29 protein-coding genes and 1 riboswitch are annotated in these 25,272 nt (G+C 73.7%); of the genes, 15 read left to right on the forward strand and 14 right to left on the reverse strand.

Annotation, left to right across the window (positions count from 1 at the left end; genetic code table 11):
- Positions 1–32 precede the first annotated feature (32 nt).
- Genes ACZ67M_RS18365 through ACZ67M_RS18385 form a run of 5 tightly spaced genes read right to left on the reverse strand, consistent with a single transcriptional unit; the run spans position 33 to position 5,446 of the window.
- The gene (locus ACZ67M_RS18365; protein ID WP_469851727.1) at positions 33–848 is read right to left on the reverse strand and encodes a DUF1295 domain-containing protein; all 816 of its coding nucleotides are present in this window, start codon (positions 846–848) and stop codon (positions 33–35) included.
- Positions 845–2,146, reverse strand: coding sequence for a class I SAM-dependent methyltransferase (locus ACZ67M_RS18370; RefSeq protein ID WP_469851729.1), 1,302 nt, complete (start codon positions 2,144–2,146; stop codon positions 845–847). Before ACZ67M_RS18370 ends, ACZ67M_RS18365 begins: the two co-directional genes overlap by 4 nt.
- Entirely contained in the window at positions 2,143–3,429 is a 1,287-nt protein-coding gene (locus ACZ67M_RS18375; RefSeq protein WP_469851731.1) for a class I SAM-dependent methyltransferase, read from the reverse strand. The genes ACZ67M_RS18370 and ACZ67M_RS18375 overlap by 4 nt, the downstream gene beginning before the upstream one ends.
- Positions 3,426–4,169 carry a DUF1365 domain-containing protein gene (locus tag ACZ67M_RS18380; protein ID WP_453438475.1) on the reverse strand — a complete coding sequence of 248 codons (744 nt, stop codon included), beginning with the start codon at positions 4,167–4,169 and terminating at the stop codon, positions 3,426–3,428. Before ACZ67M_RS18380 ends, ACZ67M_RS18375 begins: the two co-directional genes overlap by 4 nt.
- Entirely contained in the window at positions 4,166–5,446 is a 1,281-nt protein-coding gene (locus tag ACZ67M_RS18385) for an NAD(P)/FAD-dependent oxidoreductase (protein WP_469851733.1), read from the reverse strand. Before ACZ67M_RS18385 ends, ACZ67M_RS18380 begins: the two co-directional genes overlap by 4 nt.
- Before the next feature lie 179 nt (positions 5,447–5,625).
- Between ACZ67M_RS18385 and ACZ67M_RS18390 the strand changes: the two genes are divergently transcribed.
- Positions 5,626–6,030, forward strand: coding sequence for an ATP-binding protein (locus ACZ67M_RS18390; RefSeq protein WP_392101443.1), 405 nt, complete (start codon positions 5,626–5,628; stop codon positions 6,028–6,030).
- 70 nt (positions 6,031–6,100) lie between these two features.
- On the forward strand, positions 6,101–6,784 hold the full coding sequence (locus tag ACZ67M_RS18395; RefSeq protein ID WP_392013247.1) for an alpha/beta hydrolase: 684 nt from the start codon (positions 6,101–6,103) through the stop codon (positions 6,782–6,784).
- A gap of 150 nt (positions 6,785–6,934) precedes the next feature.
- Here the strand turns inward: ACZ67M_RS18395 and ACZ67M_RS18400 are convergent, their stop codons facing one another.
- The 6 genes from ACZ67M_RS18400 to ACZ67M_RS18425 all read right to left on the reverse strand — a co-directional run bounded on the left by ACZ67M_RS18400 (position 6,935) and on the right by ACZ67M_RS18425 (position 12,541).
- Entirely contained in the window at positions 6,935–7,708 is a 774-nt protein-coding gene (locus ACZ67M_RS18400) for an ABC transporter ATP-binding protein (RefSeq protein ID WP_392238666.1), read from the reverse strand.
- A complete protein-coding gene (locus ACZ67M_RS18405) occupies positions 7,705–8,802 on the reverse strand; it encodes a FecCD family ABC transporter permease (protein WP_392013251.1) in 1,098 nt (365 codons plus the stop codon). Before ACZ67M_RS18405 ends, ACZ67M_RS18400 begins: the two co-directional genes overlap by 4 nt.
- Positions 8,799–9,887, reverse strand: a complete 1,089-nt coding sequence (locus ACZ67M_RS18410) for an ABC transporter substrate-binding protein (RefSeq protein ID WP_392013253.1) — start codon at positions 9,885–9,887, stop codon at positions 8,799–8,801. The genes ACZ67M_RS18405 and ACZ67M_RS18410 overlap by 4 nt, the downstream gene beginning before the upstream one ends.
- 63 nt (positions 9,888–9,950) lie before the next feature.
- Positions 9,951–10,136: riboswitch (cobalamin riboswitch) on the reverse strand.
- Positions 10,137–10,205: 69 nt separating this feature from the next.
- The gene (locus ACZ67M_RS18415) at positions 10,206–10,865 is read right to left on the reverse strand and encodes a fasciclin domain-containing protein (protein WP_122619147.1); all 660 of its coding nucleotides are present in this window, start codon (positions 10,863–10,865) and stop codon (positions 10,206–10,208) included.
- A gap of 352 nt (positions 10,866–11,217) precedes the next feature.
- The gene (locus tag ACZ67M_RS18420) at positions 11,218–12,150 is read right to left on the reverse strand and encodes a M56 family metallopeptidase (RefSeq protein WP_392101438.1); all 933 of its coding nucleotides are present in this window, start codon (positions 12,148–12,150) and stop codon (positions 11,218–11,220) included.
- A gap of 7 nt (positions 12,151–12,157) precedes the next feature.
- Positions 12,158–12,541 (reverse strand): BlaI/MecI/CopY family transcriptional regulator, encoded by a 384-nt coding sequence (locus tag ACZ67M_RS18425; RefSeq protein WP_392101437.1) that lies wholly within the window; start codon positions 12,539–12,541, stop codon positions 12,158–12,160.
- Between the two features lie 117 nt (positions 12,542–12,658).
- On the opposite strand from ACZ67M_RS18425, the gene ACZ67M_RS18430 reads away from it, so the two are divergent.
- Entirely contained in the window at positions 12,659–13,234 is a 576-nt protein-coding gene (locus tag ACZ67M_RS18430; RefSeq protein WP_392013257.1) for a TerD family protein, read from the forward strand.
- Positions 13,235–13,250: 16 nt separating this feature from the next.
- On the opposite strand, the gene ACZ67M_RS18435 is transcribed toward ACZ67M_RS18430, so the two are convergent.
- The 3 genes from ACZ67M_RS18435 to ACZ67M_RS18445 form a co-directional block, all read right to left on the reverse strand.
- Complete coding sequence (locus tag ACZ67M_RS18435) at positions 13,251–14,939, reverse strand: hypothetical protein (protein ID WP_469851736.1); 1,689 nt, start codon at positions 14,937–14,939, stop codon at positions 13,251–13,253.
- A 129-nt stretch (positions 14,940–15,068) separates the two neighbouring features.
- The gene (locus tag ACZ67M_RS18440; RefSeq protein ID WP_469851738.1) at positions 15,069–15,776 is read right to left on the reverse strand and encodes a lytic polysaccharide monooxygenase auxiliary activity family 9 protein; all 708 of its coding nucleotides are present in this window, start codon (positions 15,774–15,776) and stop codon (positions 15,069–15,071) included.
- 189 nt (positions 15,777–15,965) lie between these two features.
- Positions 15,966–18,125: a DUF1996 domain-containing protein gene (locus ACZ67M_RS18445; protein ID WP_469851739.1), complete on the reverse strand. Its 2,160-nt coding sequence runs from the start codon at positions 18,123–18,125 to the stop codon at positions 15,966–15,968.
- A gap of 204 nt (positions 18,126–18,329) precedes the next feature.
- On the opposite strand from ACZ67M_RS18445, the gene ACZ67M_RS18450 reads away from it, so the two are divergent.
- The 12 genes from ACZ67M_RS18450 to ACZ67M_RS18505 all read left to right on the forward strand — a co-directional run bounded on the left by ACZ67M_RS18450 (position 18,330) and on the right by ACZ67M_RS18505 (position 25,272).
- The gene (locus ACZ67M_RS18450; RefSeq protein ID WP_469851741.1) at positions 18,330–19,163 is read left to right on the forward strand and encodes a DUF899 family protein; all 834 of its coding nucleotides are present in this window, start codon (positions 18,330–18,332) and stop codon (positions 19,161–19,163) included.
- 145 nt (positions 19,164–19,308) lie between these two features.
- On the forward strand, positions 19,309–19,965 hold the full coding sequence (locus ACZ67M_RS18455) for a class I SAM-dependent methyltransferase (RefSeq protein WP_392013265.1): 657 nt from the start codon (positions 19,309–19,311) through the stop codon (positions 19,963–19,965).
- A gap of 95 nt (positions 19,966–20,060) precedes the next feature.
- Positions 20,061–20,378, forward strand: coding sequence for a gas vesicle protein GvpO (locus tag ACZ67M_RS18460; protein ID WP_469851743.1), 318 nt, complete (start codon positions 20,061–20,063; stop codon positions 20,376–20,378).
- 36 nt (positions 20,379–20,414) lie between these two features.
- Positions 20,415–20,888: a gas vesicle structural protein GvpA gene (locus ACZ67M_RS18465; protein ID WP_361367260.1), complete on the forward strand. Its 474-nt coding sequence runs from the start codon at positions 20,415–20,417 to the stop codon at positions 20,886–20,888.
- Entirely contained in the window at positions 20,885–21,649 is a 765-nt protein-coding gene (locus tag ACZ67M_RS18470; protein ID WP_469851745.1) for a GvpL/GvpF family gas vesicle protein, read from the forward strand. Before ACZ67M_RS18465 ends, ACZ67M_RS18470 begins: the two co-directional genes overlap by 4 nt.
- 4 nt (positions 21,650–21,653) lie before the next feature.
- Positions 21,654–21,941 carry a gas vesicle protein GvpG gene (locus tag ACZ67M_RS18475; protein WP_361367255.1) on the forward strand — a complete coding sequence of 96 codons (288 nt, stop codon included), beginning with the start codon at positions 21,654–21,656 and terminating at the stop codon, positions 21,939–21,941.
- The gene (locus tag ACZ67M_RS18480) at positions 21,938–22,552 is read left to right on the forward strand and encodes a hypothetical protein (RefSeq protein ID WP_469851747.1); all 615 of its coding nucleotides are present in this window, start codon (positions 21,938–21,940) and stop codon (positions 22,550–22,552) included. Before ACZ67M_RS18475 ends, ACZ67M_RS18480 begins: the two co-directional genes overlap by 4 nt.
- Positions 22,549–23,469 carry an SRPBCC family protein gene (locus ACZ67M_RS18485; RefSeq protein ID WP_469851748.1) on the forward strand — a complete coding sequence of 307 codons (921 nt, stop codon included), beginning with the start codon at positions 22,549–22,551 and terminating at the stop codon, positions 23,467–23,469. Before ACZ67M_RS18480 ends, ACZ67M_RS18485 begins: the two co-directional genes overlap by 4 nt.
- Before the next feature lie 27 nt (positions 23,470–23,496).
- Positions 23,497–23,877, forward strand: coding sequence for a gas vesicle protein (locus tag ACZ67M_RS18490; RefSeq protein ID WP_361367246.1), 381 nt, complete (start codon positions 23,497–23,499; stop codon positions 23,875–23,877).
- On the forward strand, positions 23,874–24,737 hold the full coding sequence (locus ACZ67M_RS18495) for a GvpL/GvpF family gas vesicle protein (RefSeq protein ID WP_469851751.1): 864 nt from the start codon (positions 23,874–23,876) through the stop codon (positions 24,735–24,737). Before ACZ67M_RS18490 ends, ACZ67M_RS18495 begins: the two co-directional genes overlap by 4 nt.
- The gene (locus ACZ67M_RS18500; protein WP_392013274.1) at positions 24,734–24,982 is read left to right on the forward strand and encodes a gas vesicle protein; all 249 of its coding nucleotides are present in this window, start codon (positions 24,734–24,736) and stop codon (positions 24,980–24,982) included. Before ACZ67M_RS18495 ends, ACZ67M_RS18500 begins: the two co-directional genes overlap by 4 nt.
- Entirely contained in the window at positions 24,979–25,272 is a 294-nt protein-coding gene (locus ACZ67M_RS18505; protein WP_122619131.1) for a gas vesicle protein K, read from the forward strand. The genes ACZ67M_RS18500 and ACZ67M_RS18505 overlap by 4 nt, the downstream gene beginning before the upstream one ends.

A 25,272-nucleotide genomic window follows, 5' to 3' on the forward strand; every position in this document is an offset into this window, starting at 1 on the left:
GCGAGCCCTCACCCCGCCCGACCGCGTCCGCGCTACGCCCGTCGGCTCGGCGGGCGCGGGAAGAAGCCGCTGGTGCGTGCCGCGTACCCGGACCACCCCGGCCGGTCGGCCATGTGCCGTTCCAGCAGCCGCTTCCCGCTGCCGCCGATCAGCAGGTACGTCATGACCAGCGGGGAGATCACCGAGACCGCGGCGGCCGCGGGGCCCGCGTCGCAGGCGATCAGGAACAGGCCCCACCAGACGAGGAAGTCGCCGAAGTAGTTGGGGTGCCGGGTCCAGCTCCACAGGCCGCGGTCCATGATGCGGCCCTTGTGGGCCGGGTCCGCCTTGAAGCGGGCCAGTTGGGCGTCTCCGACCGCCTCGAAGACCAGGCCGACGGCCCAGACGGCCGCGCCGGTCCAGGCCAGGGCCGTGACCGGGCCGGAACCGTAGGAGGCCGCCTGGACGGGCAGTGACACCAGCCATACGAGGGCCCCCTGGAGCAGGTAGACCATGCGCAGGGCGTAGAGGTTCCGGTTGCCGGGCGCCTTGGCGAGCATGGCGTCGTAGCGCGGGTCCTCGCCGTGACCCCGGCCGCGCCGGCCGATGTGCACCGCCAGCCGCAGCCCCCAGACGGCGGTCACGGCGGCGACCAGGACCTGCCGGACCGGGTCGCCCTCCCCGGCCGCTGCCGCCGTCCCGCAGGTCACGGCCGCGACGGCGGCGAAGCCCAGGCCCCACGCCACGTCCACGACCCGGTGCACGCCCTTGCGCACGGCGACGGCGAAGGTGGCCAGCATGACGGCGAGCGCGGCGGCCGCCGCCCAGCCGAGGCCGGCGGCGAACGCGCCCCACGGAAGGCCGCTCACGACGCGTCCAGCCGCTCGTACCACTCCCCCGGCACGGCGGGCATCCCGCTGACGCCCTCGGCGGTCGGCCGTACGCCCAGGATCTGGTCCACGCCCATCCGCCGCTGCTCGAAGGCGAGCGCGCCGCCCACCAGGTACAGCCGCCACACCCGCGCGGTCTCCTCGCCGACGAGGGCGGTGAAGTCGTCCCAGCGCTGCTCCAGGGTGCGTTCCCACGCGGCGACGGTGCGGACGTAGTGCTCGCGCAGGGACTCGGTGTGGCGCACTTCGAGTCCGGCGTCCTCCAGGAGCTGGACGGTCTCGCCCAGTGGCCGCATGTGCATGTCGGGGGCGATGTAGGCCTCGATGAAGGCACCGCCGCCGGGGGCGTTGCGGCCCCGCGACATCTGCTGCACGAGGACGCGGCCCTGGGGCCGTACCAGTCGGTGCAGGGCGGCGGCGAACGCCGGATACTCGGCGTCGCCGACGTGTTCGCCCATCTCGACGCTGGAGACGGCGTCGTAGTCGCCGCCGGTGATGTCGCGGTAGTCCTGGCAGACGACCTCCACCCGGTCCTCCAGGCCGCGCTCGCGCACCTGTTCGCGGACGTGGGCGGCCTGCTCCCGCGCCAGCGTGACCGCGGTGACCCGCGCCTTGTGCCGTTCGGCCGCGTGCAGGGTGAGCGAGCCCCAGCCGCAGCCGATGTCGAGCAGGCGGGCGCCCTCGGTGAGGCCCAGCTTGCGGCAGATCAGTTCCAGCTTGGCCCGCTGGGCGTCGGCGGCGTCGGCGTCGGTGTGCTCGTCCGCCCACAACCCGCAGGAGTAGGCCATGGTGTCGTCGAGGAGGAGGCGGTAGAAGTCGTTGGAGAGGTCGTAGTGGTGGCTGATGGCGGCGCGGTCGCGGGACTTGGTGTGCAGGCCGCCGCGCAGCCGGGCCTGGGAGGCGGGCACCGGCGGGCGGGGCCCCACGGCGCCGAGGCGGACGGCGGTCGTGGCGGCGCGGGCCCGGTCGGCGAGACCCGGGCGGGGCGGGTGCGGGCTGCGTTCGCGGGCGGCCGCCCACATCCGGCGCAGGCCGTCGGCCAGGTCGCCGTCCACGTCGAGTTCGCCGGTGACATAGGCCTGGGCCAGGCCGAGTTCGCCGGGCTGCCAGAGCAGGCGGCGCAGGGCGCGCCGGGAGCGGACGACGACCACGGGGCCGTCTGCGGGGCCGGTCTCCGTGCCGTCCCAGGCACGCAGCCGGACGGGGAGCGGACCGCCGAGCGCGTCCTCGACGAGCGCGGCGAGCCGGTGGGCGGCGCCGGTGCGGGCGGGGGTCATCGGGCGGTGGCCTCCTTGGTGAGCAGGTACTGCTGGACGTCGAGGTAGGCGGCGCGGAAGCCGGCCTCGGAGTAGGCGAGGTAGAAGGTCCACAGGCGCCGGAAGGTCTCGTCGAAGCCGAGGGCGTCGACCTCGGCGGCGCGTTCGGTGAACCGTTCCCGCCACAGCCGCAGCGTCTCGGCGTAGTGCGCGCCGAATCCGTCGCGGCGGGCGACGCGCAGCCCGGTGTGGTCGCGGACCGTCGTCTCGATCGCCTCCGCGGAGGGGATCAGGCCGCCCGGGAAGACGTACTTCTGGATCCAGGTGTGGGTGGAGCGGGAGGCCGTCATGCGGTCGTGCGGCAGGGTGATGGCCTGGAGTGCGGCCCGGCCGCCCGGGGCGAGGCGGTCGTCGAGGGCACGGAAGTAGACCGGCCAGAACTCGGCGCCGACGGCCTCTATCATCTCGACGCTGACGACGGCGTCGTAGGTGCCCTTCTCCTCGCGGTAGTCCCGCAGTTCGACCCGGACGCGGTCGGTGAGTCCGGCCTCGCGGGCGCGTTCCAGGGCGCGGTCGCGCTGTTCGCGGGAGAGGGTGAGGGAGGTGACGCGCGCGCCGCGCGCGGCGGCGCGCAGGGCGAGTTCGCCCCAGCCGGTGCCGATCTCCAGGAGCCGGGTGCCGTCGCCGACCTCGGCGAGGTCCAGCAGCCGGTCGATCTTGCGCTGCTGGGCGGTGGCGAGCGACTCGCGGCGGGCCGGGAAGCCGAGGAAGACGGCCGAGGAGTAGCTGAGGGTCTCGTCCAGGAAGAGGGCGAAAAGGTCGTTGGACAGGTCGTAGTGGCTGCTGATGTTGGACCGGGCGCCCTCGGGTGTGTTGCGCAGGGCGGCGGGCTGCCGTTGGTGCCACAGCCGGCGCAGCCGCTGGAGCGGGGCGGGTACCAGGTGGGCGGCGTCGGCGGCGAGCACGCCGAGGGCGCCGACCAGGTCCGGGGCGTCCCACTCGCCGGCCATGTAGGACTCGCCGAAGCCGATGAGTCCCTGGGCGCCGATCCGGCCGTGGAAGGCGTCGGGGTCGTGGACCTCCACCAGCGGTCCGCCCAGGCCCACGGTGTCGCCGTCGGCGAACCGCACGCGCAGCGGCAGCCGTTCCAGGGCCCGGCGGACGACGGCCGCGGCGACGGCACGGCGTGCCCGGGAGGTCCGGGGCAAAGTGGCCACGTCGGGCCAGCGGTGGGGGTCGACCGGGGTGCTGCGGACCGGGGGGACGCGGGGCGCGGTGGCGGGACGGGGGTGGGTCGCGGTCATGTCGCTTTCTCCGTGGTGCGGTTGTCCGGGCGCGGCTGGACGGGGAGGCCGCGCAGGTAGAGACGGATGCCGTGCCTTCGGATCCCGACGGACACCGCGAGCGTCGACAGCGGGTGCCGCAGCGCGAGCCGCAGGAGGGCGGTGGGGGTGGCCTCCCGCCGGGTGCCCCGGACGGTCGCGGTGAACGGGCGGCTGCCGGGCCGGTCCAGTCGTACGGTCAGGTCGAGGCGGTCCGCGGGCAGCGGCAGCCGCATGCGGTAGGCGCCGTCGACGGGGAAGAACGGCGAGACGTAGAAGTCCTTGTCGGCGTGGGCGACGCCCGCCTCGTCGGGGTGGAGCAGGTAGGCGTGGCGTTCGCCGTAGGTGTTGTGCACCTCGGCGACGACGCAGCGCGGGGTGCCGTCGGGTCCGTGGCACCAGTAGAGGGTCAGTGGGTTGAAGACGTGGCCGAGGACGCGGGCGTGCGCGAGCATGAGGACCCGGCCGCCCGCGAGGTCGATGCCCCGGCCGGCGAGGAAGCGGTCGAGGCCGGCCCGCAGGGAGGGGGCGTCGCCGGTGAAGTGGTCGCGGGCGCGGAAGCCGGCGAGGGGGCGCAGCGGGCGGGGCAGTTCGGGGAGGCGGTCGAGGTCGACGAGCCACATGTAGGTGCGGTGGCGCAGGGTGTGGCGGGTGGGGTCGGTGCGTACGTGGACGGTCTCGCAGGGGTACAGGCCGGGGCGGGCCGTGGGGGTGCGGGTCACCAGGTCACCCCGAGGGCTTCGGCGGCCTCCACGCCGGAGCGGCAGCCGTCCTCGTGGAAGCCCCAGCCGTGGTAGGCGCCGGCGTAGGCGGTGACCGGGGTGCGCAGGCCGGGCAGCCGGCGCTGGGCGGCGACCGACTCGGGTGTGTAGACGGGGTGTTCGTAGGTCATGCGGGCCAGCACCCGGCCCGGGTCGACGCGGTCCTCGCCGCCGAGGCTGACGACGTAGGTGTCGCTCGCGTCGAGGCGTTGCAGGCGGTTCATGTCGTAGCTGACGCGGACCCGGTCGGCGCCGGTGTCGCAGGACGGCATGAGGTGGTTCCAGGAGGAGCGGGCTCCCCGGGCACGGGGCAGCAGGGTGGTGTCGGTGTGCAGGAGGGTGGCGTTGCGGGAGTAGCGGAAGGCGCCGAGGACGTCCTTCTCCTCCGGCGTCGGGTCGGCCAGCAACTCCAGGGCCTGGTCGGGGTGGACGGCGACGACGAGGTGGTCGTAGGTGTCGGTGGTGCCGTCGGCGGCGGTCACGTCCACGCCGTCGGCGTGCCGGGTCACCGAGCGGACCGGGGTGGCGGTGCGTACGTCGGGCAGGCGCTCGGCGATCCGGTCGACGTAGGTGCGGGACCCGCCGGTGACCGTGCGCCACACCGGTGAGCCGCCGACCGCGAGCATGCCGTGGTGGTGCAGGAAGCGGAACAGGTGGGCGGCCGGGTGGCGCAGGGCGGTGAGCGCGTCGCAGGACCACACGGCGGAGACCACGGGCGTCATGAAGTGGGCGCGGAAGTAGGCCGAGAAGCCCTCGCGGTCGAGGAACTCGCCGAGGGTCAGCGACTGGTCGGCGTCGGCGGTGAGCAGCCGGCGGGCGGCGCGGTGGAAGCGGGGCACCTGGGCGAGCATCCGCAGGTAGCGGCCGTTCAGGGCGTTGCGCGGACGGGCGAGGAGACCGGCTGGGCCGCGGGCGCCGGCGTATTCGAGTCCACAGCCCTCGCACCGCACCGACATGCTCATCTCCGACTCCTGCGTGGCGACGTCCAGTTCGTCGAAGAGGCGCAGCAGGTTCGGGTAGGTGCGGCGGTTGTGCACGATGAACCCGGAGTCGACCCGGTGGATCCGGCCGTCGGCTGCGGTCAGTTCGTGGGTGTGGGCGTGGCCGCCGAGGCGGTCGTCGGCCTCGTAGAGCGTGACGTGGTGCGCGTGGCGCAGTACGTACGCGGCGGTCAGACCGGCCACTCCGCTGCCTATGACGGCGGTGCGGCGTGCGGTCTCCCCTGACGCTCGCGGCATTTCGCTACTCCTCCACCCCGTGGTGATCAACGCTGGCGTGGGTAATCCGGAGCCGGGTCCGGTGCGGATTGGGCCAGGCTGCGGACGGTTTCCGGGAGAGGCATCCGGAGGGCGCGCGGCAACGAATCAAGAGTGGGGAGGTAAGCGCAGGACAGGGCGGCAAGGAGTTCCGAGGGACCATGAACGACACCTACGAGCCGGTGGCCCAGGGGCCCGCGTACGCCGTGCACGTCGTACGCCGCGAGGTCCGGGACCGGCTCACGTCCTGGGGCACGGGCGCGCTTGCCGCGGACGCCGAGCTGGTCGTCGCGGAGCTTCTGTCCAACGCCGAGCGGCACGGCAGGCCGCCGGTGCGGATCGCCCTGGGCCTGCGGCGCGGGGCGCAGGGTGGGTGCACGGTGCGGGTGGAGGTCACCGACTCGGGCGACGCCTTCGACGTCGGACGGGTACGGGCCCGGTGGCGGCACCCGGCCTTCGACTGGGGCGAGGACGGCCGGGGGCTCTTCCTGGTCGACGCCCTCAGCGCCCGCTGGGGGGACCGGCCCGCGCCGGGAGGGCACACTGTCTGGGCCGACCTGTGCTGAGGGGGCACCCATCCGCGGGCGGTGCGGCAACGGATCACCGATGACCGGCGAGGGCAGGGGAAGGGACCGGATGAGCGTGCGGGACGAACCGTCGGCGGGGGCGCTGTGGGTGCGGCGGAGGCCGCGGCGGGCGGGAGCGGCGGTGCTGGTCCTGCACGGCGGCCGCGCGGACAGCCGGCGGGCCGCGCGGCCCTGGCAGCTCGCGGCGTTGCGGATGCACCCGTTCCTGCGGTCGCTGGACGCGGCCACCGACCGCGACGACGTGCTGCTCGGCCAGGTGCGCTACCGCTCCCGCGGCTGGAACGGCGCGGCGGAGGATCCACTGCGGGACACGCGGCGCGCGCTCGCCGAGCTGCACCGCCTCGTCGGTGACGTGCCGGTGGTCCTGCTGGGGCACTCCATGGGCGGCCGGGCCGCCCTGCGCGCCGCGGAGGACGCCCGGGTACGGGGTGTGGTGGCCCTGGCCCCGTGGGTGCCGCCCGGCGAGCCGGTCGCCCAGCTGCGGGACCGGCGGGTCTTCGTCATGCACGGCAGCCGCGACCGGATCACCGACCCGGCCGAGTCCGCCGCCTACGTCTCCCGCGCCCGGACGGCCGGCGCCCGAGCCGACCTCCTGCTCGTCCCGGGCGGCGACCACGCGATGCTCCGCCACCGCACCCACTGGCACCGCAGGGCGACGACGGCGGTCGCCGACCTGCTCACCCAGCGCGACCCGGACGACGCTCCGGGGCCGTCCCCGGCGGCCGGACGCTGAGCGTCAGATCCTCCCGCGGGGTGTCTCGGCCGCGAAGCGCCGGGTGAGCCAGGGGGGCGGTGATGGCGGTGCCGACGACGCGGCGATGTTGGTTCGCACCACAGGAGTCTCGAACCACAGGAGTCCGCACGAGGACCGGCGGCGCCGCCGCTACCCCTTCAGCGTGCCCAGGAAGCGGACGTGCGGGCGGGCGTCGGGGCCGGTGCGGGTGACCTCGGCGTGGACGCCGTAGACCTCCGCGACCAGGGTGGCGGTGAGGACCTCGGCCGGTTCGCCGTGGGCCACGACGCGTCCCTCGGACAGCACGACGAGGTGGTCGCAGTACATCGCGGCGAGGTTGAGGTCGTGCAGGGCGACGACGCTGGTGACGGGCAGCGCGACGACGAGGGCCAGCACGTCCAGCTGGTGCTGGATGTCGAGGTGGTTGGTGGGTTCGTCCAGCAGGAGTTCGCGTGGCTGCTGGGCCAGGGCGCGGGCGATCTGGACGCGTTGGCGTTCGCCGCCGGAGAGGGTGTGCCAGAGCCGGTCGGCCTGCCCGGTGAGACCGGTGCGCGCGAGGGCGTCCGCGACCACCTCCTCGTCGGCCGCCGACGCCGGTGTCCAGGCGCGGCGGTGCGGGATCCGGCCGAGCCGGACGACGTCGCGGACCGACACCTCCACCAGCGTGTCCGCCTGCTGTTCCACGACGGCCACGCGCCGGGCGACGTCGCGGCGGCCCATCCGGTCCAGCGTGCGGCCGTCCAGGGTGACGACGCCGGAGGTGGGGGCGAGCACGCCGGCCAGCAGCCGCAACAGGGTGGACTTGCCCGATCCGTTGGGGCCGAGCAGGCCGGTCATGGCGCCGGGCCGCGGGCTGAGGTCGACGCCGTCCAGGATCAGCCGCCCCCCGGCGGCGCGGGAGACCCGCTCGGCGTTCAGCGTCACCGTGCCCTCCGGGTGCGGTACAGGACGAGGACGAAGGCGGGTACGCCGATCAGCGAGGTCACCACGCCCACCGGGACCTCCTTGGGGGCCAGGACGGTTCGGGCCAGGGTGTCGACCCACACCAGGAACACGGCCCCGGCGAGGGCGCAGACCGGCAGGAGGCGGGCATGCCCGGGGCCGGTGAGCGCCCGCACGGCGTGCGGCAGCACCAGTCCGACGAAGCCGATGGCACCGGCCGAGGCGACCAGGGCGGCGGTGAGCAGGGCGGTGGCGCACAGCAGGATTAGCCGGGTGCGGGCCACGTGGACGCCGAGGGTGGCCGCGGCGTCCTGGCCGAAGGCGAAGGCGTCCAGCGTCCTGCCGTGGCCGAGGCACACGGCGAGGACCAGCAGCAGGACCGCCGTACCGGTCCACACGTCCGTCCAGCCGGCCCCGCCGAGCGAGCCGAGCAGCCAGAAGAGCACCCCGCGGGTGGTCTCGGAGTCGGCCGCGGTCATCACCACGAAGGAGGTGAGCGAGGAGAACAGCTGCATCGCCGCCACTCCCGCGAGGACCACGCGGTCGGGGGTGCCGCCGAGGCTGTGGCTGAGCAGCATCACCAGCGCGAAGGAGCACACCGCGCCGAGGAACGCCCCGCCGGGGACGGACAGTGCGCCGCCGCCCACGCCGAGCACGACGACCAGGACGGCGCCGGTCGAGGCACCGGAGGAGACGCCGAGCACGAAGGGGTCGGCGAGCGGGTTGCGCAGCAGGGACTGGAGGACGGCGCCGCACACGGCGAGTCCGGCGCCGCACACCGCGGCGAGCAGGGTCCGGGGCAGCCGCAGGTCCCAGACGATGCCGTCGCGGATGGGGGTGACGTCGGCGGCGGGGCCCGCGCCGAGGTGGGCGACGATGACGGACCACACGTCGGCCACGCCGATGTCCGCCGGGCCGATGGTCACGGCGACGGCCACGGAGGCGCACAGGGCGACGACGCCGGTCAGCGCCCACAGGGGGTAGGCACGGCGGCCGGTTGCCGTGCGTATGCCCGGGGCCGGCCGCTCCTCGGACGCGGCCCGCTTCTCGGATGCCGCCCGGCTCGCGGACGTCACTTGGTGAGGCCGTACTCGCGCAGCGCGGCCGCCACCTGTTCGACGCCCTCGACGGTGCGGATGGTGGGGTTCATGGCCTGTCCGCTGAGCAGGACGTACCGCTTCTCGCGGACGGCCGTCATGTTCCGGGTGACGGGGTCGGACTCCAGGAACTCGATCTTCTTCGCGGCGGTCTCGGCCGTCTGCGACTTGCGGGTGAGGTCGCCGAGGACGAGGACGTCGGGGTCGCGGTCGGCGACGGTCTCCCAACCGACCTGCGGCCATTCGTCGTGGGTGTCGTCCATGGCGTTCTTCGCCCCGACCGCGCGGGTCATGACGCCGGGGGCGCCGCAGCAGCCGCCCATGTAGGGCGACGTGGAGTTGGCGAACCAGTACATGAGGGTGGCGTCGGACGCGTCGACGCCGGACGTCGCCTTCTTCACCCGGGCCTTCAGGTCGGCGACCAGCTTCTCGCCGCGTTCCTCGACGTCGAACAGCCGGGCCAGGTCGCGGACCTCGCGGTAGACGGTGTCCATGGTGAAGGGCTCGCTGCGGACGCCGTCGCCGTCGCCGCTGTTGTCCTTGCCGACGCAGTCGGACGGGGAGAGGTAGGCCGGCACGCCGAGTTCGCCGAACTGCTCGGGGGTGGCCACTCCCCCGGTACCCAGGGTGGAGGCGAAGGAGGCGGCGACGAAGTCGGGTTCGGCGTCCAGGACCGTCTCGAAGGACGGCATGTCGTCGGCGATGCGGGGCACACCCGCGTTCGCCTTCCCCAGCCCCTTCATCACCGGGTCGGTCCACGTGGCGGTGCCCGCCATGCGGTCGGCCAGGCCGAGGGAGAGCAGGATCTCGGTGGTGCCCTGGTTGAGGGAGACCGCTCGCTGCGGAGGTGCGGCGACCTCGACCTCGCGGCCGCAGTCACGGACGGTGCGCGGGTAGCCGGCCGCGTCCTGCGCCGCGGAGTCGTCGCCGGTGTCCGTCCCGGAACCGCAGCCGGCGGCCAGCAGGGCGCCGGCCAGGAGCGGCACCAGGCCGCGGAGGGCGCGTCGGGAGGCGGGGAGGCGTCGGAGGCCGACGGGGCGCGTTGCGCGCGAGGAGGCGGGCAAGGGGAATCCTCTGGCGTCGAGGGCTCGTACGCGAAGCCCGTTCGTACGGTGCGTCCCGCGCCGTACGCGGCGCGGGTGCCAGCAGGTCTTCGGACTCGGGATCGACCGGGCGGGACGCCTTCCCGGGCGGCCTCCGCCGCCCAGTGGCCCGTGTCCCGCCCGTCACCCTCACCGCTGCGCGTCAGCTCCGGATTCGCACCGGATTCCCTGACCCACCAGGTGGGTTCGACTGGCTTCCGCAAGCTACCACAGGGCCCTCACGCCGCCGGGGGCGGGCGGCCTCCTCACCCGCCCCCGGCGCCAAGGCGCCGGACCGCGTCAGCTCTTGGGCATCAGGACGCTGTCGATGATGTAGACGTTGGCGTTGGCGGTCTTGACGTTGCCGCAGACCACGTTGGCGGAGTCGTTGACCTTGTAGGCCTCGTCCGAGCCGGAGGTGGTGAGCTTGGACTTCTGCAGGGTGTCGAAGGAGCCGTTCTCCAGGTCCTTGGGGGCGAGCTTCTGGCCCACGACGTGGTAGGTCAGGATGTCGGTGAGCATCGCCTTGTCGTTGAGGACCTTGTCCAGGTCGGCCTTCGGAATCTTGGCGAAGGCGTCGTTGGTCGGCGCGAACACCGTGATGTTCTCGGCGTTGTTGAGGGTGTCGACCAGACCGGCCTTCTTCACCGCCGACACCAGCGTGGACAGGGCCGGGTTGTTCGAGGCGGCGGTGGCGACCGGGTCCTTCGCCATGCCGTCGAACGAACCGGCGCCCTCCTTCGGCACGGTGGAGCAGGCCGGGCCGAAGGGCTCGTCGGCGCCGGACATGCCGCCCGAGGTGTCCTCGGACTTGTCGTCGGTGGCCGCGGGGGCCGAGGACTCGGCCTGCGCGGAGTCCGAGGAGCCGCTGTCGCCGTCGTCGGAACAGGCGGCCAGCGACAGGGGCAGGACGGCGGCCGCGACGACGGCGACGGCGGAACGACGGATACGGGCGTTCATGGATATCTCCCTGCAAATCGGCAGCACTGAGGCAGCGCTGATGTAGTGATGTGGAGCGATGGTGTGATCTGAAGCGTGGTGCGCGTCGAGGTGGAGCGATGGTCCGCTCGGTGAGCTGTCCGCCCGGTGGGCGGTTCCTATATGCGTGGAGGCCGAGCCGCCCTGCGTATCGCAGGCAGGGAGCGCAGGCGGGCGGTCCGCTGTCGGTGTGGTCCCGGTTCTTCCCTCACACGGGGAATCCGGAGCAGGGCGGCTTCCGGATTGGCCGGTCACCCGATCGAGTGGGGAAGTTTCTCGGGCACCTCTGTGAACAGGGGTTTTCCCTGGAGGGTGCCGTCGACGTGACGGGGACTCAGAGCGGGGTGGCGGCCCGCAGGATGAGGAACATGGTGACGGCGGAGTTCGCCGACGACATCGCCGACACGGCCGTTCCGGCGGCCGCGGCCCACGCGGCCAGCCCCACCGAGGTGAACAGCGAGGGCCAGGTGCGGACGGCGGGCGCTGGACCCAGCAGGGCCGCCACCCGGCGCGGCACGGGCCCGGGCGCCGCGAGGCCGGCCAGGGTCGCGACCGGGGTGCCCCGGGAGACGAGGGCCGCCTTGCCGATCGCGGTCGCCACCGCGCGACGGTCGCCGACAGCCTTCGCGGCCTCCTCGTCGGCCCAGCGTTCCGCCGTGTAGGAGACGGCGGTGCGCAGGGGGCGCAGGAACGGGTTGGCCAGCCCGGCGAGCCGGACGGCCAGCAGGAAGCGGTGGTGGCGGGCGGCGAGGTGGGCCCGCTCGTGGGCGAACAGCGCCCGCCGCTCGGCCGGTTCGAGGCAGTCGAGCAGTGCGGTGGTGACCACCACCCGGTCCCGGTCTCCGCCGGGCAGCGCGTACGCGTAGGGCACGTCGTCCGGCAGTACGGCCACGCCGGTGCCCCGCAGTCCGGCGAGGGCGCGGTGGGCCCGGCGACGCACCCGGCCGTGCCGCCACAGCGCCCGGGCCGAGACCAGGAGAACGGCGCACAGTGCGGGAATCGCCGCCTTGCCGACGACCTCGTCGTAGGGCACCGCCGCCCGCACCTCGGGGTCCGACCAGCCGTCGGGCAGCGGGTTGCCGGGCAGTTGCGCGGTGCCGACCACCATCACCAGCGCCAGGCACACGGTGCTGCACAGCGCCATGACGGCGGCGACGGCGGTGAGCAGCCTGGTCGCGGTGCGCGGGTGCAGACGCTGCTCGGCCAGCCGGGCGACGGGCCATGCCGTCAGCGGCAGGACCAGTGGCAGGAAGACGAAGACCCCCATGGCGGTGTCAGCCGTCCTCCGCGCCGTGCGCGTGCCCGAGCAGGTCGCGCAGCAGCCGCTCGTCGTCCGGGTCGAGGCCGGTGACGAAGCTGGCCAGCACCGCCTCCCGGTCGCTCTCGCCGTCCAGGACCTTGCGCATCCTGCGCGCGGCCAGCCCCGCCTGGTCGGCGGGCGTCCAGGCGAAGGACCGGCCCGCCCGCTCGCGGCTGACGGCGCCCTTCTCCAGGAGCCGGGTCAGGATCGTGATCACCGTGGTGTAGGCGAGGTCGCCGCCCAGGCGCTCCTGCACCCAGCCGGCCGTCGCGGGCCCCTCCGCCTCGCGCAGCGCCGTCAGCACCAGGGCCTCCAGCTCGCCCTGACCCCGCCGCCGCGATCGCCGGTGATCCGTCACGGGCCGCCTCCTTCCGATGCTGTCGCGCTCTGCGACGGCCATCGTATAGAAACCGAATTTCTACAGTGTTGTAGATTGAACGGCGGACACGCAGTCGGCACGACGAAGGAGAACGCAGTGGGAGTTTCCCTGGCCAAGGGCGGCAACGTCTCGCTCAGCAAGGAGGCGCCCGGCCTGACCGCCGTCCTGGTCGGTCTGGGCTGGGACGTGCGCACCACGACCGGCACCGACTACGACCTCGACGCCTCGGCGCTGCTCCTGGACGCCGCCGGCAAGGTGCTCTCGGACGGGCACTTCGTCTTCTACAACAACCTCACCAGCCCGGACGGCTCGGTCGAGCACACCGGCGACAACCTGACCGGTGAGGGCGAGGGGGACGACGAGGCGGTCAAGGTGAACCTGGCCGCCGTCCCGGCGGAGGTGGACCGGATCGTCTTCCCGGTCTCCATCCACGACGCGGAGAACCGCGGCCAGAGCTTCGGCCAGGTCCGCAACGCCTTCATCCGGGTCGTCAACCAGGCGGGCGGCCAGGAGATCGCCCGCTACGACCTGTCCGAGGACGCGTCGACCGAGACCGCCATGGTCTTCGGCGAGCTGTACCGGCACGGCGCCGAGTGGAAGTTCCGTGCGGTCGGGCAGGGTTACGCCTCCGGTCTCGCCGGCATCGCCGCGGACTTCGGCGTCAACGTCTGACCCGTTCCGGGCCCGGTCACCGGTCCGTGGCGCAGCAGCCGTCCGCCGCACCGGGGGCGGGCGCGGTGTCGAGGCGGCAGAAGCAGGACGCCGCGACCGGCACGTCCACGAGGGCGGCGGCGAGCCGCAGCTGCTGCGCCACGATCCGCGCCTCCCCCGCCCGGTCCAGCCGCACCAGGCACTCGTGGAGGCCGTGCAGCGCCCAAACGTTGCCCGGGTGCTGGAGGGCGCGGGGCAGGGTGTCGTCGAGGCCCAGGTCGGCCCGGTAGACCGCCTCGGCCTCGGCGACCCGGTCCTGTTCCAGGAGCAGGGCGCCGTACGCGTGCCGGGTGGGCTGCATCCAGCCCCACGGCTCGTCGTAGGGGAGGTTGTCGTCCAGGCCGATCGAGCGTTCCAGGGCGGCGAAGGCGGCGGCGTGGTCGCCCTTGCGGTACTCCAGTTCGCCGTCGAGCATGGCGGAGGCGATGGCGAGGATGTCGGCGCAGGTGTTGTTGAACAGCATGCGGGAGTCGGGCACCCGAGCGACCGCGTCGCGGAACAGGACGCGTTCGGCCTCCGCCTCGGCGACCCGGCCGGTGGCCGAGAGGGCGACGCCGCGGGCGTAGTGCAGCATCGCGGTGGTCACGCAGTACAGGCCCGGGTCGGCCGGCATCGGCAGGGCCAGGATGTCGGCCCAGCGGCCGAAGCGGATCAGGACGTGCACCCGCATGGCCAGGAAACCCTCCAGCCAGTCGGCCATGGGCGGGCTCTGCACGCGCAGCAGCTCCTCGGGAACGGACGCCTCCAGTCGGGCGGCGGTGTCGAGGGCGATGTCGTACCGGCCCAGGAACATCGCGCCGTAGATCCTGAAGTGGTAGTTGTGCGTCCGGTAGAGGGTGTAGAAGTTCATCGCCCCGGCCCGCGCGCGGTACTTCTCGTCGGCCGCGATGGCGGCGCTGTTGTCCGACACCACGCGCCGGTAGTCGCCGCACAGCACTTCGAGGTGGGACGGCATGTGCAGCAGGTGTCCCGCGTCGGGGACCAGGCCGCGCAGCCGGTCGGCGACGGAGAGGGCCGCCTCGGGGGTCGGTGACATCTCCATCAGATGGATGTAGAGGTGTACGACACCGGGGTGTTCGAGTCCCCCTTCGGCGGCCAGGGCCCGGTCGAGGACCTCCTTCGCGGCGAGGGTGCGGGCCCCCTCGGCGGGCAGTCCCGTGCGCAGGTCCCACAGCTGCCAGGGCGTCAGCATCATCAGCGCGTCGGCGTAGAGGGTGGCCACGTCGAGGTCGTCCGGAGCCAGCTCGTGGACGGCGCGCATGCTGTCGGCGTACGGCGCGTTCCAGACCGAGCAGTCCTCGACGGCGCGCTCCTGCGGGTAGCGGGCGCGCAGGGCGCCGATGAGGGCGCGTTCGACGGGGGTGGCCCGGCCCGCCTTGGCATGGGCGAGTTCGACGGCGGCGTGGGTGCGGTCGACGGTCCGGGTCAGCTCCTCGGCGTCGAAGGCCTCCCAGGGCTTGTTGTAGTTGGGGCCCAGCGCGTAGGCGATGCCCCAGTGGGCCATCGCGCAGTCCGGGTCGGCCGCCACCGCCCGCTCGAAGCACGCGACGGCCTCCTCGTGGTGGAAGGCGTACGTCCACACCAGCCCGCGGTCGAACCACCGCTGGGCCTCGGGCGACGAGGTGGTCACGGGTCGGCCGTGGACGCCGAGGTCGTAGTAGTCCATGTACGGACGTATACCGCACTCCGGGACGGCCGCGGAGCACTGCGCGGAAGGCCGCGGCGCGCGGTGTCCCCGCCGGACGGGGCGCGCGCCACGTCCGGCGGGGGTGGGGGGACCGGCGGGGGGGCGTGATCAGCCGAAGTCCACGTCGCTGCAGAGGAAGTACGTCTGGTCCATGTGCGACGCCTGCCAGATCGTGTAGACGACGTGCCGGCCGCTCAGGCCCGACGTACTGACCGGGATCTCGTAGTTCTGACTGGGTGCGTAGCTGCCCGTACGCGCCACCTGCTGGAGGTCTCCCCAGGTCAGGGCCTGCGTGGCGGGGTCGAAGCCCTCCCGGGTGACGTAGACCAGGAAGTAGTCGGCGCCGTGGCTGGCCTGGTCGTACAGCTTGACGGTGAAGTCGTCGGCGACGTCCGTGGTCCGCCAGGCGCCCACGGTGTCCAGGGAGTCGTAGCGTCCGCTCTCGGTCCGGCCCCCGCTGCACAGCTGACCGTCGGGGACGACGGCCTGGAAGTCACCGGCGGAGCCGTTGCGGTAGAGGCCGTTCCAGTTCCACATGGCGTTGGGGTCGTCCTGCCAGGCCTGCCAGCACATGGGGTCTTCCTGCGCCATGGCGGGGTTCTGGAAGTCGTCGCCCCAGCGGTCCCAGCAGCCGTAGTTGCGGGACGCGGGGTCGACGACCGAGCCGTGGGCGAAGGCGGTGCCGCTCCACGGGACCAGGGTGAGAAGGACCGCGGCCAGGGCGCTGAGGGCGAGGGTCGTCGTGCGGCGGGCCCGGTTCACCGGACTCGCCGGACTCGCCGGCTTCATTGGATTGCCGTGATCATGACAAGTCATGGTGCCTTCCTCCGTGGGGGGACAGTGTCCAGGCGGGAGACGCGCGAGTGGGAGCGCTCCCAAAGCCTCGCGGAGTCCAGGCTGCGCCCGCGTGAACCCCTTGGCAACATCCGAAACGAGACAGTTCGCGCGACGGGCGGGCGGGAGAAGTCCCGCCCGCCCGTCGTCGTACCGGTGCCGGAGTTCGTGTCAGAGCGCGCGCCGCCTGGAACGGATCAGCAGCACGCAGCCGCCCGCGAAGAGGACGCCGCCGACCGCGGCGGGCCACAGTCCGAGGCCGGAGCCGGTCTCGGCGAGTCCGCCCTGCGCCTGCGGCTGCGGTGCGGCGCCGCCGCCATCGCCCTGTGTGGCCTCGGGGGCCGGTACGGCGCTACCCGCCTCGTCCGGGGCGTCGGCCGGTGTCGTGGCTGCCTTGGGCGCGGCGCTCGCGGAGGCGTCGGCGTCCTGCCCGGCGGCCGGGGGTGCGGACTGCTCCGCGTCGTTCTGCCCCTCGTCGCGCCCCTCGTCCTGTCCGCCGTTCTGCCCCTGGTTCTGCTCGTCCTTCTGCCCGTCGTCCCGGCCGTCGTCCTGCCCGGGGGCCTGCCCGCCGTTTCCGCCGCCGTCCTGCTCGTCGCGGCCGTCCTGACCGTCCTGGCCGCCGTCCTGGCCGGATTCGGCGGGTGCGGAGGCCGTGGCGGTCTGCTCGGCCGGGGGCGCGGTGGGCTGCTCGCCGCCGTCGCCGCCGGGCTGCTCCTCGCCCTTGCCGTCGTCCGGCGCCTCGGAGGCGCCGGGGTCCTCCCCCTGGCCCGGGTCGGAGCCCGGCGGAGGCGCGTCCGCACCGCACTCGCGGCCGGAGTTGATGCAGTCGGCCATCTCCCGCATCAGGCCCTCGTCGAAGACGTTGATGAAGTCGCTGTGGTCGGTGACCGGCTTGTGCAGCTGCTCGGGGAAGGAGTCCACGGCGAACAACGGGACCGTCCGGCCGCCGTCCTGGAGGCTGGGCGCGTCCACGTCGTACACGACCCGCTGGACCAGCCGCGGAACGGCCTTGAAGCCCTCCGGGCAGCCGCCGTCGGCGGTGGCGAAGGCCATGTGGGTGCGGTGGTTGGCGCTGTCGATGTTGCGGCCGTCCCAGCAGCTCTGGAAGGTGAAGGTGCGCACCACGTCGCTGCCGGAGGGGCAGAGCGGGTACTTGTCCTTCAGCTGCCGGTCCTCGAAGCCGGTGCAGCTCCAGGAGGCGTTCGCGTTGGCGTTGCCGTTGACGAACGCCTTCGCGTCACCGGTGATGATGCGCAGCAGGCGCGGCATCTCCGTGACCTTGCCGCGCTCGTTGCCCTCGAAGGTGAGCGTGACCTCGGCCGGTGTGACGATCTCGCCCGCGTTGCCCTCGATGCCGCCCCCGGGCGACTGGGCGTCCTGCTCGGCGGTGCCGTTCTGGAGGCGGACCACGGGCCAGTAGTACGAGGACTTGTCGCCCTGGTCCGCGCAGCTGGTCTCGGCGGCGGCCAGGTCCTCGTCGCTGGAGAAGGCGTTGCTGTCCTGATTGCCGACGTAGTCGTGGAAGTGGTGCGCGCCGTTGCCGACGCCGGGGGCGGCGATCAGGTTGTCCGAGTTGAACAGGCCCTCGGCGTTGACACCGCAGCTGGTGGTGAAGGAGCCGTTCGAGGCGTTCTTCTGGCGGGGCGCCTTCACCACGTTCGGCTGGACGGACTTGATGTCGGCGTAGTCGGCCGCCACCGGGCCGTTGCCCGCCTGGCCGCCGTTCCCGGCCGCGCCGCCGTCACCCTCGCCCTGCTGCTGCTCCTGTCCCTGACCCTGCTCCTGCCCCTGCTGCTCCTGCTGGTCCGGGCTGCCGCTCTGCGCCGGCTCCGGCACGACCTCGGTGCGGCGCAGCGTGCACTCCGCGAGCGTGTCCAGTCCCTCGGGGCGGTCCCCGGCCTTGGCGACGGCGGCGGCGATGCGCTCGATGGTCGCCGCCCGGTCCTCCTTCAGGGGGTCCAGGATGGCGGCCTCGTCGAGGGAGCCGTCGTCCGCGGTGCGGGCGGCCTCCTGAAGTTGGCGGTACGCGGTGGCGATCTGCTCGTCGAGCTGGGCCAGTTCGGTGTCGACCTCCTGCCTGGCAGGTTCCGGCACGGTGGTCAGCCGCTCGGTCAGGTCGGGGCAGTCGACGGTCGCCGCGACTCCGGAACTGCCCAGGGGAACGGCGTTGTTGCCGGATTCGGTCGCGGAGGCGAAGACGTTCACGGCCACCAGGCCGCCGCCCCCCAGTATCAGCGCGACCGCTCCGAAGGTCGCGCGTCGCGCCCCGGTCGGGCGTCTGCGCCTGTTGTGTCCCAAGGCGTGCTCCTGTGTCGTGACGGACTCGGGCATGGAATGCCCCCGGCTCCATACGGAGGAGCGGGCCGGAGCGTTCAGCCGTCCCCGGGATTCTCAGGAATCCCTCACCTCCCGCCGACGTGCGCCCGGTGGTCCGATCGAGGGGCTTGGGCGCCGGACGGCAGCGGCGGGAGGATGGAAGGGGCAGGGACAGCGAGGCATGAACGGAACGCCCACGAGTGATCCCAGGAGCCGCTGATGTCCGACAAGCCGAATGACACACATCCGCCGGTGGTCGACCGCGCGACCTTCGAGCAGCGGCTGGAGGGGCTGCGGTCCAGGGAGAAGGCCCATACCCGCGAAGGGGACGCGATCGCCGCCGCGCGCCGCAGGCTCCCGATGGTCGAGGTGGCCGCGGACAGCCCTCTGCTGGGACCCGACGGCCCCGTGACGCTCCTGGACGCGTTCGAGGGGCGGCGCCAGATGATCGCCTACTACTTCATGTGGTGGCCCGGGCGGCCCGCTGCCGACCAGTGCGAAGGCTGCACCTGGGTGATGAGCCACGTGGGTGAGCTGGCCTACCTCCACTCCCGCGGCATCACCTTCGCCGTGTTCTCCCAGGGGCGGAACGTCACTTACGGATTCGCCGACGCGCAGACCTCGTACGAGGAGAGCCTGCGCTACCGCGACTTCATGGGCTGGACGATGCCGTGGTACTCAGCGCAGCCCTCGCTCGAGACGCTCCTGGTCGGCCGGGAGCGGGGCCTGTTCCACCTGGTGTGCTACCTGCGCGAAGGCGACCGTGTCTTCGAGACGTACTGGACCAGACGCCGTGGGGCGGAGGCGGTGGACTACAGCTACGCGCTCATGGACCTCACGGCGTTCGGGCGTCAGGAGGCGTGGGAGGACTCCCCGGCGGGCCGGCCGCGCCTCGGGCAGGCCACGCGGACTCTCAGCGGGGCCCCGGACTGGCGGCCGCTGCGGGACGGGCAGGGTGGACGTCCCACCGCGCACTGGCCACGCGTCGACGCCGGCCGCTCCGACGACCTGGGCGCCACCGGCACCGGCCGGCCGGCCGATCCCGGGCACTGAGCCGCGCTGCGGGGCGGGAAGGGCAGGAGCGGGCGCGGGGCCCGCGCGATCGGGGCGCCGTTCGCCCGCAGGGGTCCTTGTCGGCGGCTCGGTCCCGGTGGAACGATGCGGACGGCACCGCATCGGCGCAGCGAAGGGACCCGTCGTGACCGACGACCACAACCGGCCGCACCCCGCCGCCGCGTTCGACGCGCTGGGCGCCGAGTACGAGAAGGCGTTCGCCGGGTCGAAGGCGCACCGGCGCTCGCTGGAGTGGCTGCTCGGACGGCTCGCGCCGGGCAGCCGGGTGCTGGACGTGGGCAGCGGCACCGGCCGCCCCACCGCCGAGACCCTCGCGGCCGCCGGCCACGACGTGCTGGGCGTCGACGTCTCGCCGGTCATGGTCGAGCTGGCGGCCCGGCAGGTGCCGGAGGCCACGTTCCGGTGCGCAGACATCCACGACGTACCGCTCGACGACGCTTCGTTCGACGCCGTCTGCGTGTACTTCTCGCTGCTCCAGCTGGACCGGCGGGAGCAGGCGGCGCTCATCGGGCGTCTGACTCGGGTGCTGAAGCCGGGGGGTTACCTGGTGCTGGCGACCGTGCCGCTGGACGTGGAGGGCGTCGACGCCGTCTTCATGGGACAGCCGGTGCGCGTGACCAGCTTCACCGCTCAGGCCCTCGCCACCGTGGCCGAGGAGGCCGGTCTGGAGGTGGTGGCGGAGGAGGCGGCGCTGTTCACCCCCGCCCACCCGGACGCCCGGCCCGAACCGCACCTCTTCCTGCACTGCCGCCGCCCGGCCGCCACTACGCCCGAGGCCTGACCCACCGGTCCCGCGGCGGGCGGCCGGCTCCGGCACCGCCCCGGATGGGGTAACCCCGCACGCGCGCACCGGGCCCCGCGGCCAGAGTGGGCAGCATGACAGAGCCTGGCGAGCGACGGCGCCGCACGACCTCCACCGCCACCCGCGAACGTCCCGTGCGCGATGCCCGGGACGCGGCCCGGCGCGCCGCGGACGCCCTCTCCGAGCTGATCCGGCACCACCTGGAGGGCGTCTCCGCGGTGTGCCGCAGCGAGGACGACGGCTGGATCGTCAACGTGGACGTGCTCGAAGTGGCCCGCATCCCGGACACCACCAGTCTGCTCGCCACCTACGAGGTCGAACTGGACTCCGCGGGCGGCCTCGTGCAGTACCGCAGGACCGCGCGCTACCGGCGCGGCGCCCAGGACCAGTGAGCAGACGGTGAGGCGCGTACCCGGAAGGACGACAGCATGATCACGTACGACGACGAGGTCATCTGCGCGCCCCGCGCAGGAACCCTCTACGACGTCCTCGAACTCATCCTCGACCGCGGCATGGTGATCGACGTCTTCGTGCGCGTCTCCCTGGTCGGCATCGAGATCCTCAAGGTGGACGCGCGCATCGTGGTCGCGAGCGTCGACACCTACCTGCGGTTCGCCGAGGCCTGCAACCGGCTGGACCTGGAGCACGACGCGCGCTCCAAGACCGTGCCCGAGTTGTTCGGCGGCCCGGTCGCCAAGTCCGTCGGCAGGGCGGGCGCGAAGCGGACGGCACGCTCGCTGACCGACAAGGTGCGCGACGTCCTCGCGCCGGACGAGGACACGGACGAGGAGACGGACGAGGAGGAAGCACTCCCCCGCGGGCGCTCCTCGGCACGGCGCCGTACCGAGGAGGACCGCCCGCGCGACCGACCCCGCCGCCGCACCCGTAGGGAGGACGCATGACCGCGCCCGTCACCACCACCGCCCCCGGCACCGAGCTGAAGTCGCTCTACGTCTACGGCATCACGCCCGCCGGGATCCGCGCCCCCCGCTCCCCCGGCGTCGACGGCGCCCCGGTGCGGCTGCTGACCGGCTCCGGCCTGTGCGCCGCGGTGTCGGACGCGCCGGCGCGGCTGCTGCCCCGGCGCCGCGACCTCCATGCCCACCAGGCCGTCCTGGACGAACTGGCGGCGCAGGGACCGCTGCTGCCCATGCGGTTCGCGGTGCTCAGTCCCCGGACCGACACCCTGCTCGCCCAACTGCGCGCCGACTCGGCCCACTTGACGCAGCAGCTCGAAGAGGTGCGGGGATGCGTCGAACTCAACGTCAAGGGCACGGTGGTGCCGGGCCACTTCGCCGATCTGGTACGCCGCGACGAGAGCCTGCGGTCCATGGCGCTGCGCACCCGGCGCCGTCCCGACTACGAGGCCAACGTCCGGCTGGGAGAGGCGCTCGCGCTCGGCGTACGCCGGGAGGCACGGCGCGCCGCGCGGGAGGTCCTGGACCGTCTGACGCCGCTGGCGGTGCGCGCGGCCGGGGGCACGACCGACGGCGATCAGGTGCTCAGCGCGTCGTTCCTGCTGCGCGCGGGCGACGAGCGCCGGTTCCGGGAGGCGGTGGACGCGGTGGCCCGTGCCTGCGGGGGCCGGCTGGCGCTCAGCGTGACAGGCCCCCTGCCCTGCTACAGCTTCGTCGAGCCGCGTCCCGCGACGGCGGGGCGGTGACGGGGTGGGCATCGTGAGCGGGCTCCTCCTGCTGCCCCTCGCGCCGGTGCGCGGCACGGCGTGGATCGCCGACCACCTGCTCCAGGAGGCCCGGCGCCAGGTCCACGACCCGCGCGCCGTGCAGGCGAGGCTGGCCGCGCTGAACCGGGCCCTGGACGAGGGCGCCATCGACGAGGCGGCCTTCGAACGGGAGGAGGAGCGGCTCCTCGCTCTCCTCGAACGCCCGGCCCGTCCGGGCCGCCCGGGCGGCCGTACGACCACCATGGACCGAGCGCAGGGAAGGCACGCATGAGCGACAGCAAGACGGCCCTGGCGGCAGCCATGGCAGGCGGATACCTCCTGGGGCGCACGAAGAAGGCCAAGCTCGCCTTCGCGGTCGGCTCCTACCTCGCGGGGCGGCGCATCGGCCTGTCGCCGGGCGACCTGCTCTCCCAGGGACTGGGCGGGCTCCAGCAGGCGCCGCAGATCCGCGAACTCACCGAGCAGCTGCGCGGGGAACTGCTGACCGCCGGGCGCGCGGCCGCCACCGCCGCGGCGAACCGACGGCTCACCGGTCTGGCGGACTCCCTCCGCGACCGCACCGACGCGCTCACCGGCGAGGGCCGGAGGGACGACAGGGACGACGAGGGCCCGGACGAGGACGCGGAGGACGAGGACGCCTACTTCGACGAGGAGGACGAGGAGGAGGACCGCGAGCCCGAGCCCGAGTCCGAACCCGCCCCGCGTCGGCGTACGGCGAAGAAGGCTCCGCCGCGCAAGGCCGCGCCCCCTGCGAAGAAGACGGCCAAGAAGGCCGCGAAGAAGACCGCGAAGAGCCCGTCGAAGAAGGACGCGCCCGCGAAGAAGGCGGCTCCCGCGAAGAAGACCACCGGTTCGCGCCGGCGGGGAGGGGGACGCGGATGACCCCCGACCGGCAGGACAAGGACACGCCGTCCCCTCTCGGCGGCCTCAAGGACGCCCTCGGCGGATACCTCTCCGCCCGGGGGCACAGCCTCGTCGGCAAGGCGGGGGAACGGATCGGCGGCCTCACCGATCGCCTCACCGCCTCCGCAAACGGCAACGGCAACGGCAACGGCAACGGCAACGGCGGAGACAAGGGCAGCGGGGGCGGTGGCAAGACCGGCGCCGGCAGTATCAAGGCGACGCACATCATGGAGGTCGTCGACATCGGCGTCCCCCTGCGCGTCGTCTACGACCAGTGGACTCAGCTCCAGGAGTTCAGCGACTTCACCAAGGGCGTCCGCAGCGTCAGCGCCGAGGACGAGGTGACCAGCAACTGGAACCTCAAGGTCGGCCCGTCCAGCCGTAGCTGGAAGGCGACCGTCCAGGAACAGGTCCCCGACGAGCGGATCGTGTGGACCTCCGAGGGCGCCAAGGGCAGCACGCGCGGCGCGGTCACCTTCCACGAGCTGGCGCCCCGGCTGACCCGGGTGGTGGTGGTCTGCGAGTACTACCCGTCGGGCTTCTTCGAGAAGACCGGCAACCTCTGGCGCGCCCAGGGGCGCCGGCTGCGGCTGGACCTGAAGCACTTCGCGCGGCACGTGACGCTGGTGGACGAGGAGGAGGTCGAGGGCTGGCGCGGCGAGATCCGTGACGGCGAGGTCGTCCGGACCCACGAGGAGGCCCTGGAGGAGGAGAACGGCGACGAGGAGGACGAGTACGCGGACGACGAGGAAGAGGACGACGAGGAAGACGAAGACGAGGACGGTGACTACGAGGACGAGGACGGTGAGTACGAAGACGATGAGGACGAAGGGGACGAAGGGGACGGGTACGAGGACGAGTACGAGGACGACGACCGTGCCCGCCGACGCCGTTGACGGGGCTGACGGGGCGAGGAGCGTCCGGTGACCGACCTCGACCACCGGTACGCGGACTCGGACCCCCTGGCCTGTCCGCCCGCCACCGGCAGCCTCGCCGACCTCCTCGAACGGGTCCTCGACAAGGGCATCGTCATCGCCGGCGACATCAAGATCGACCTCCTCGACATCGAACTCCTCACCATCCGGCTGCGGCTGTTCATCGCCTCGGTGGACACCGCGAAGAAGGCGGGCATCGACTGGTGGGAGACCGACCCGGCCCTGTCGTCCCGGGCCGCGCGGGACGCTCTCGTCGAGGAGAACGCGCGCCTGCGGGCCCGGCTCGACGCCCTGGACGACGGCCTGGAGCACGACGAGGGGGACGGCGCGGCGGCCGCGGTCGAGGAGACGTCGGGAGCCGCCCGGTGAGCGCGGACCCGGGAGTGGAGCCCGGCATCGTCTGCGCCTTCGCCGTCACCGGCACCCCGCCGGACCCCGCCGCGCTCGCCTCGGCGACCGGTCACGAGGAGGGCGGTCCGCTGCGCGTGCTCGACGCGGGCGGCGGTCTGTGCCTGGTCGTCCAGGACGTCCCCGCGGCCCTGTTCGACGAGGAGGCCCTGGCGGAACGCCTCAACCGGCCCACCGACCTGGAACGCTGCGCCCGCGCCCACCACCGGGCCGTCGAGGCGGCGGCGGGGCGGGGTGCGGTCGTACCCCTGCCGATGGCGACGCTGTACCGCGGCGACCGGTCGGCGGTACGGGCCGTCTGCGACCGGCGGCCGGTACTGGAGGCGCTACTCGACCGTCTCCGGAACCGCACCGAGTGGGCGGTGAAGGTGCACGCCGCCGAGGGAGCGCCGGACGACCTCCCGACGGCCCCCGCCGACCCGGGCACCGGGTCCGGGTCCGGCTCCGGCTCCGGCTCCGGTGGCCGTGCCTACCTGAGCCGGGCCAGCGCACGGCGGCGGGATCGGCAGCAGGCGCACGGAAGGGCGCGGGCCGAGGCGGAGGCCGTCGACGCGGAGCTGCGGCGGTACGCCGTCGCCGCGACCCGGCACCGGCCGCAGAGCGAGCGGCTGACGGGCCGCCGCACCCCGCAACTCCTCAACGCCGCCTACCTGGTGGAGGACGCCGACCGCGCCGCCTTCACCCGCGCCCTGGCCGGGCTCACCGCCGAGGGGCGGCATCCTGCCGTACGGGCCGACGCGTCGGGGCCGTGGATCCCGTACTCCTTCGCGCGCTTGGATGAGGAACCGGACGCCCGCCCCGGCCAGGAGGTCCCCGTATGACGGTCGCGGACACCCGAACGCCGGGCCCGGCGCCCGTCCCCTGGGGCGGCCCGGAGCAGTACGCGCCGGTCGGGGTGCCCCTCGTGGACCTGCTGGACCGGGTGCTGGCGACCGGGGTCGTGGTCAGCGGCGACCTGGTCCTGGCCGTCGCGGACGTGCCGCTGGTGCGGATCTCCCTGCACGCGCTGCTGGCGTCGGTGAGCGAGCGGATGCCCGCACCCTGGCCGGACAGCGGTCCGCTGTGACCGGGCGCCGGGAGCACTCCCTCGACCTGGACCCCGAGCGGGTCACGAACGACCTGGCCGCCCTGGTGCTCACGGTCGTCGAGCTGCTGCGCCAGCTCATGGAGCGCCAGGCCGTGCGCCGCTTCGACGAGGGCACCCTCAGCGCGGCGCAGGAGGACCGGCTCGGCACGGCGCTCATGCTGCTCGACGAGCGGATGGACGACCTGTGCGCCCAGCACGGCCTGAGCCGTGCCGACCTCAACCTCGACCTTGGTCCGCTGGGCCCCCTCCTCGCCGATCCCGAGCCCTAG

It is taken from the genome of Streptomyces sp. NPDC107500 (genome assembly GCF_055582785.1).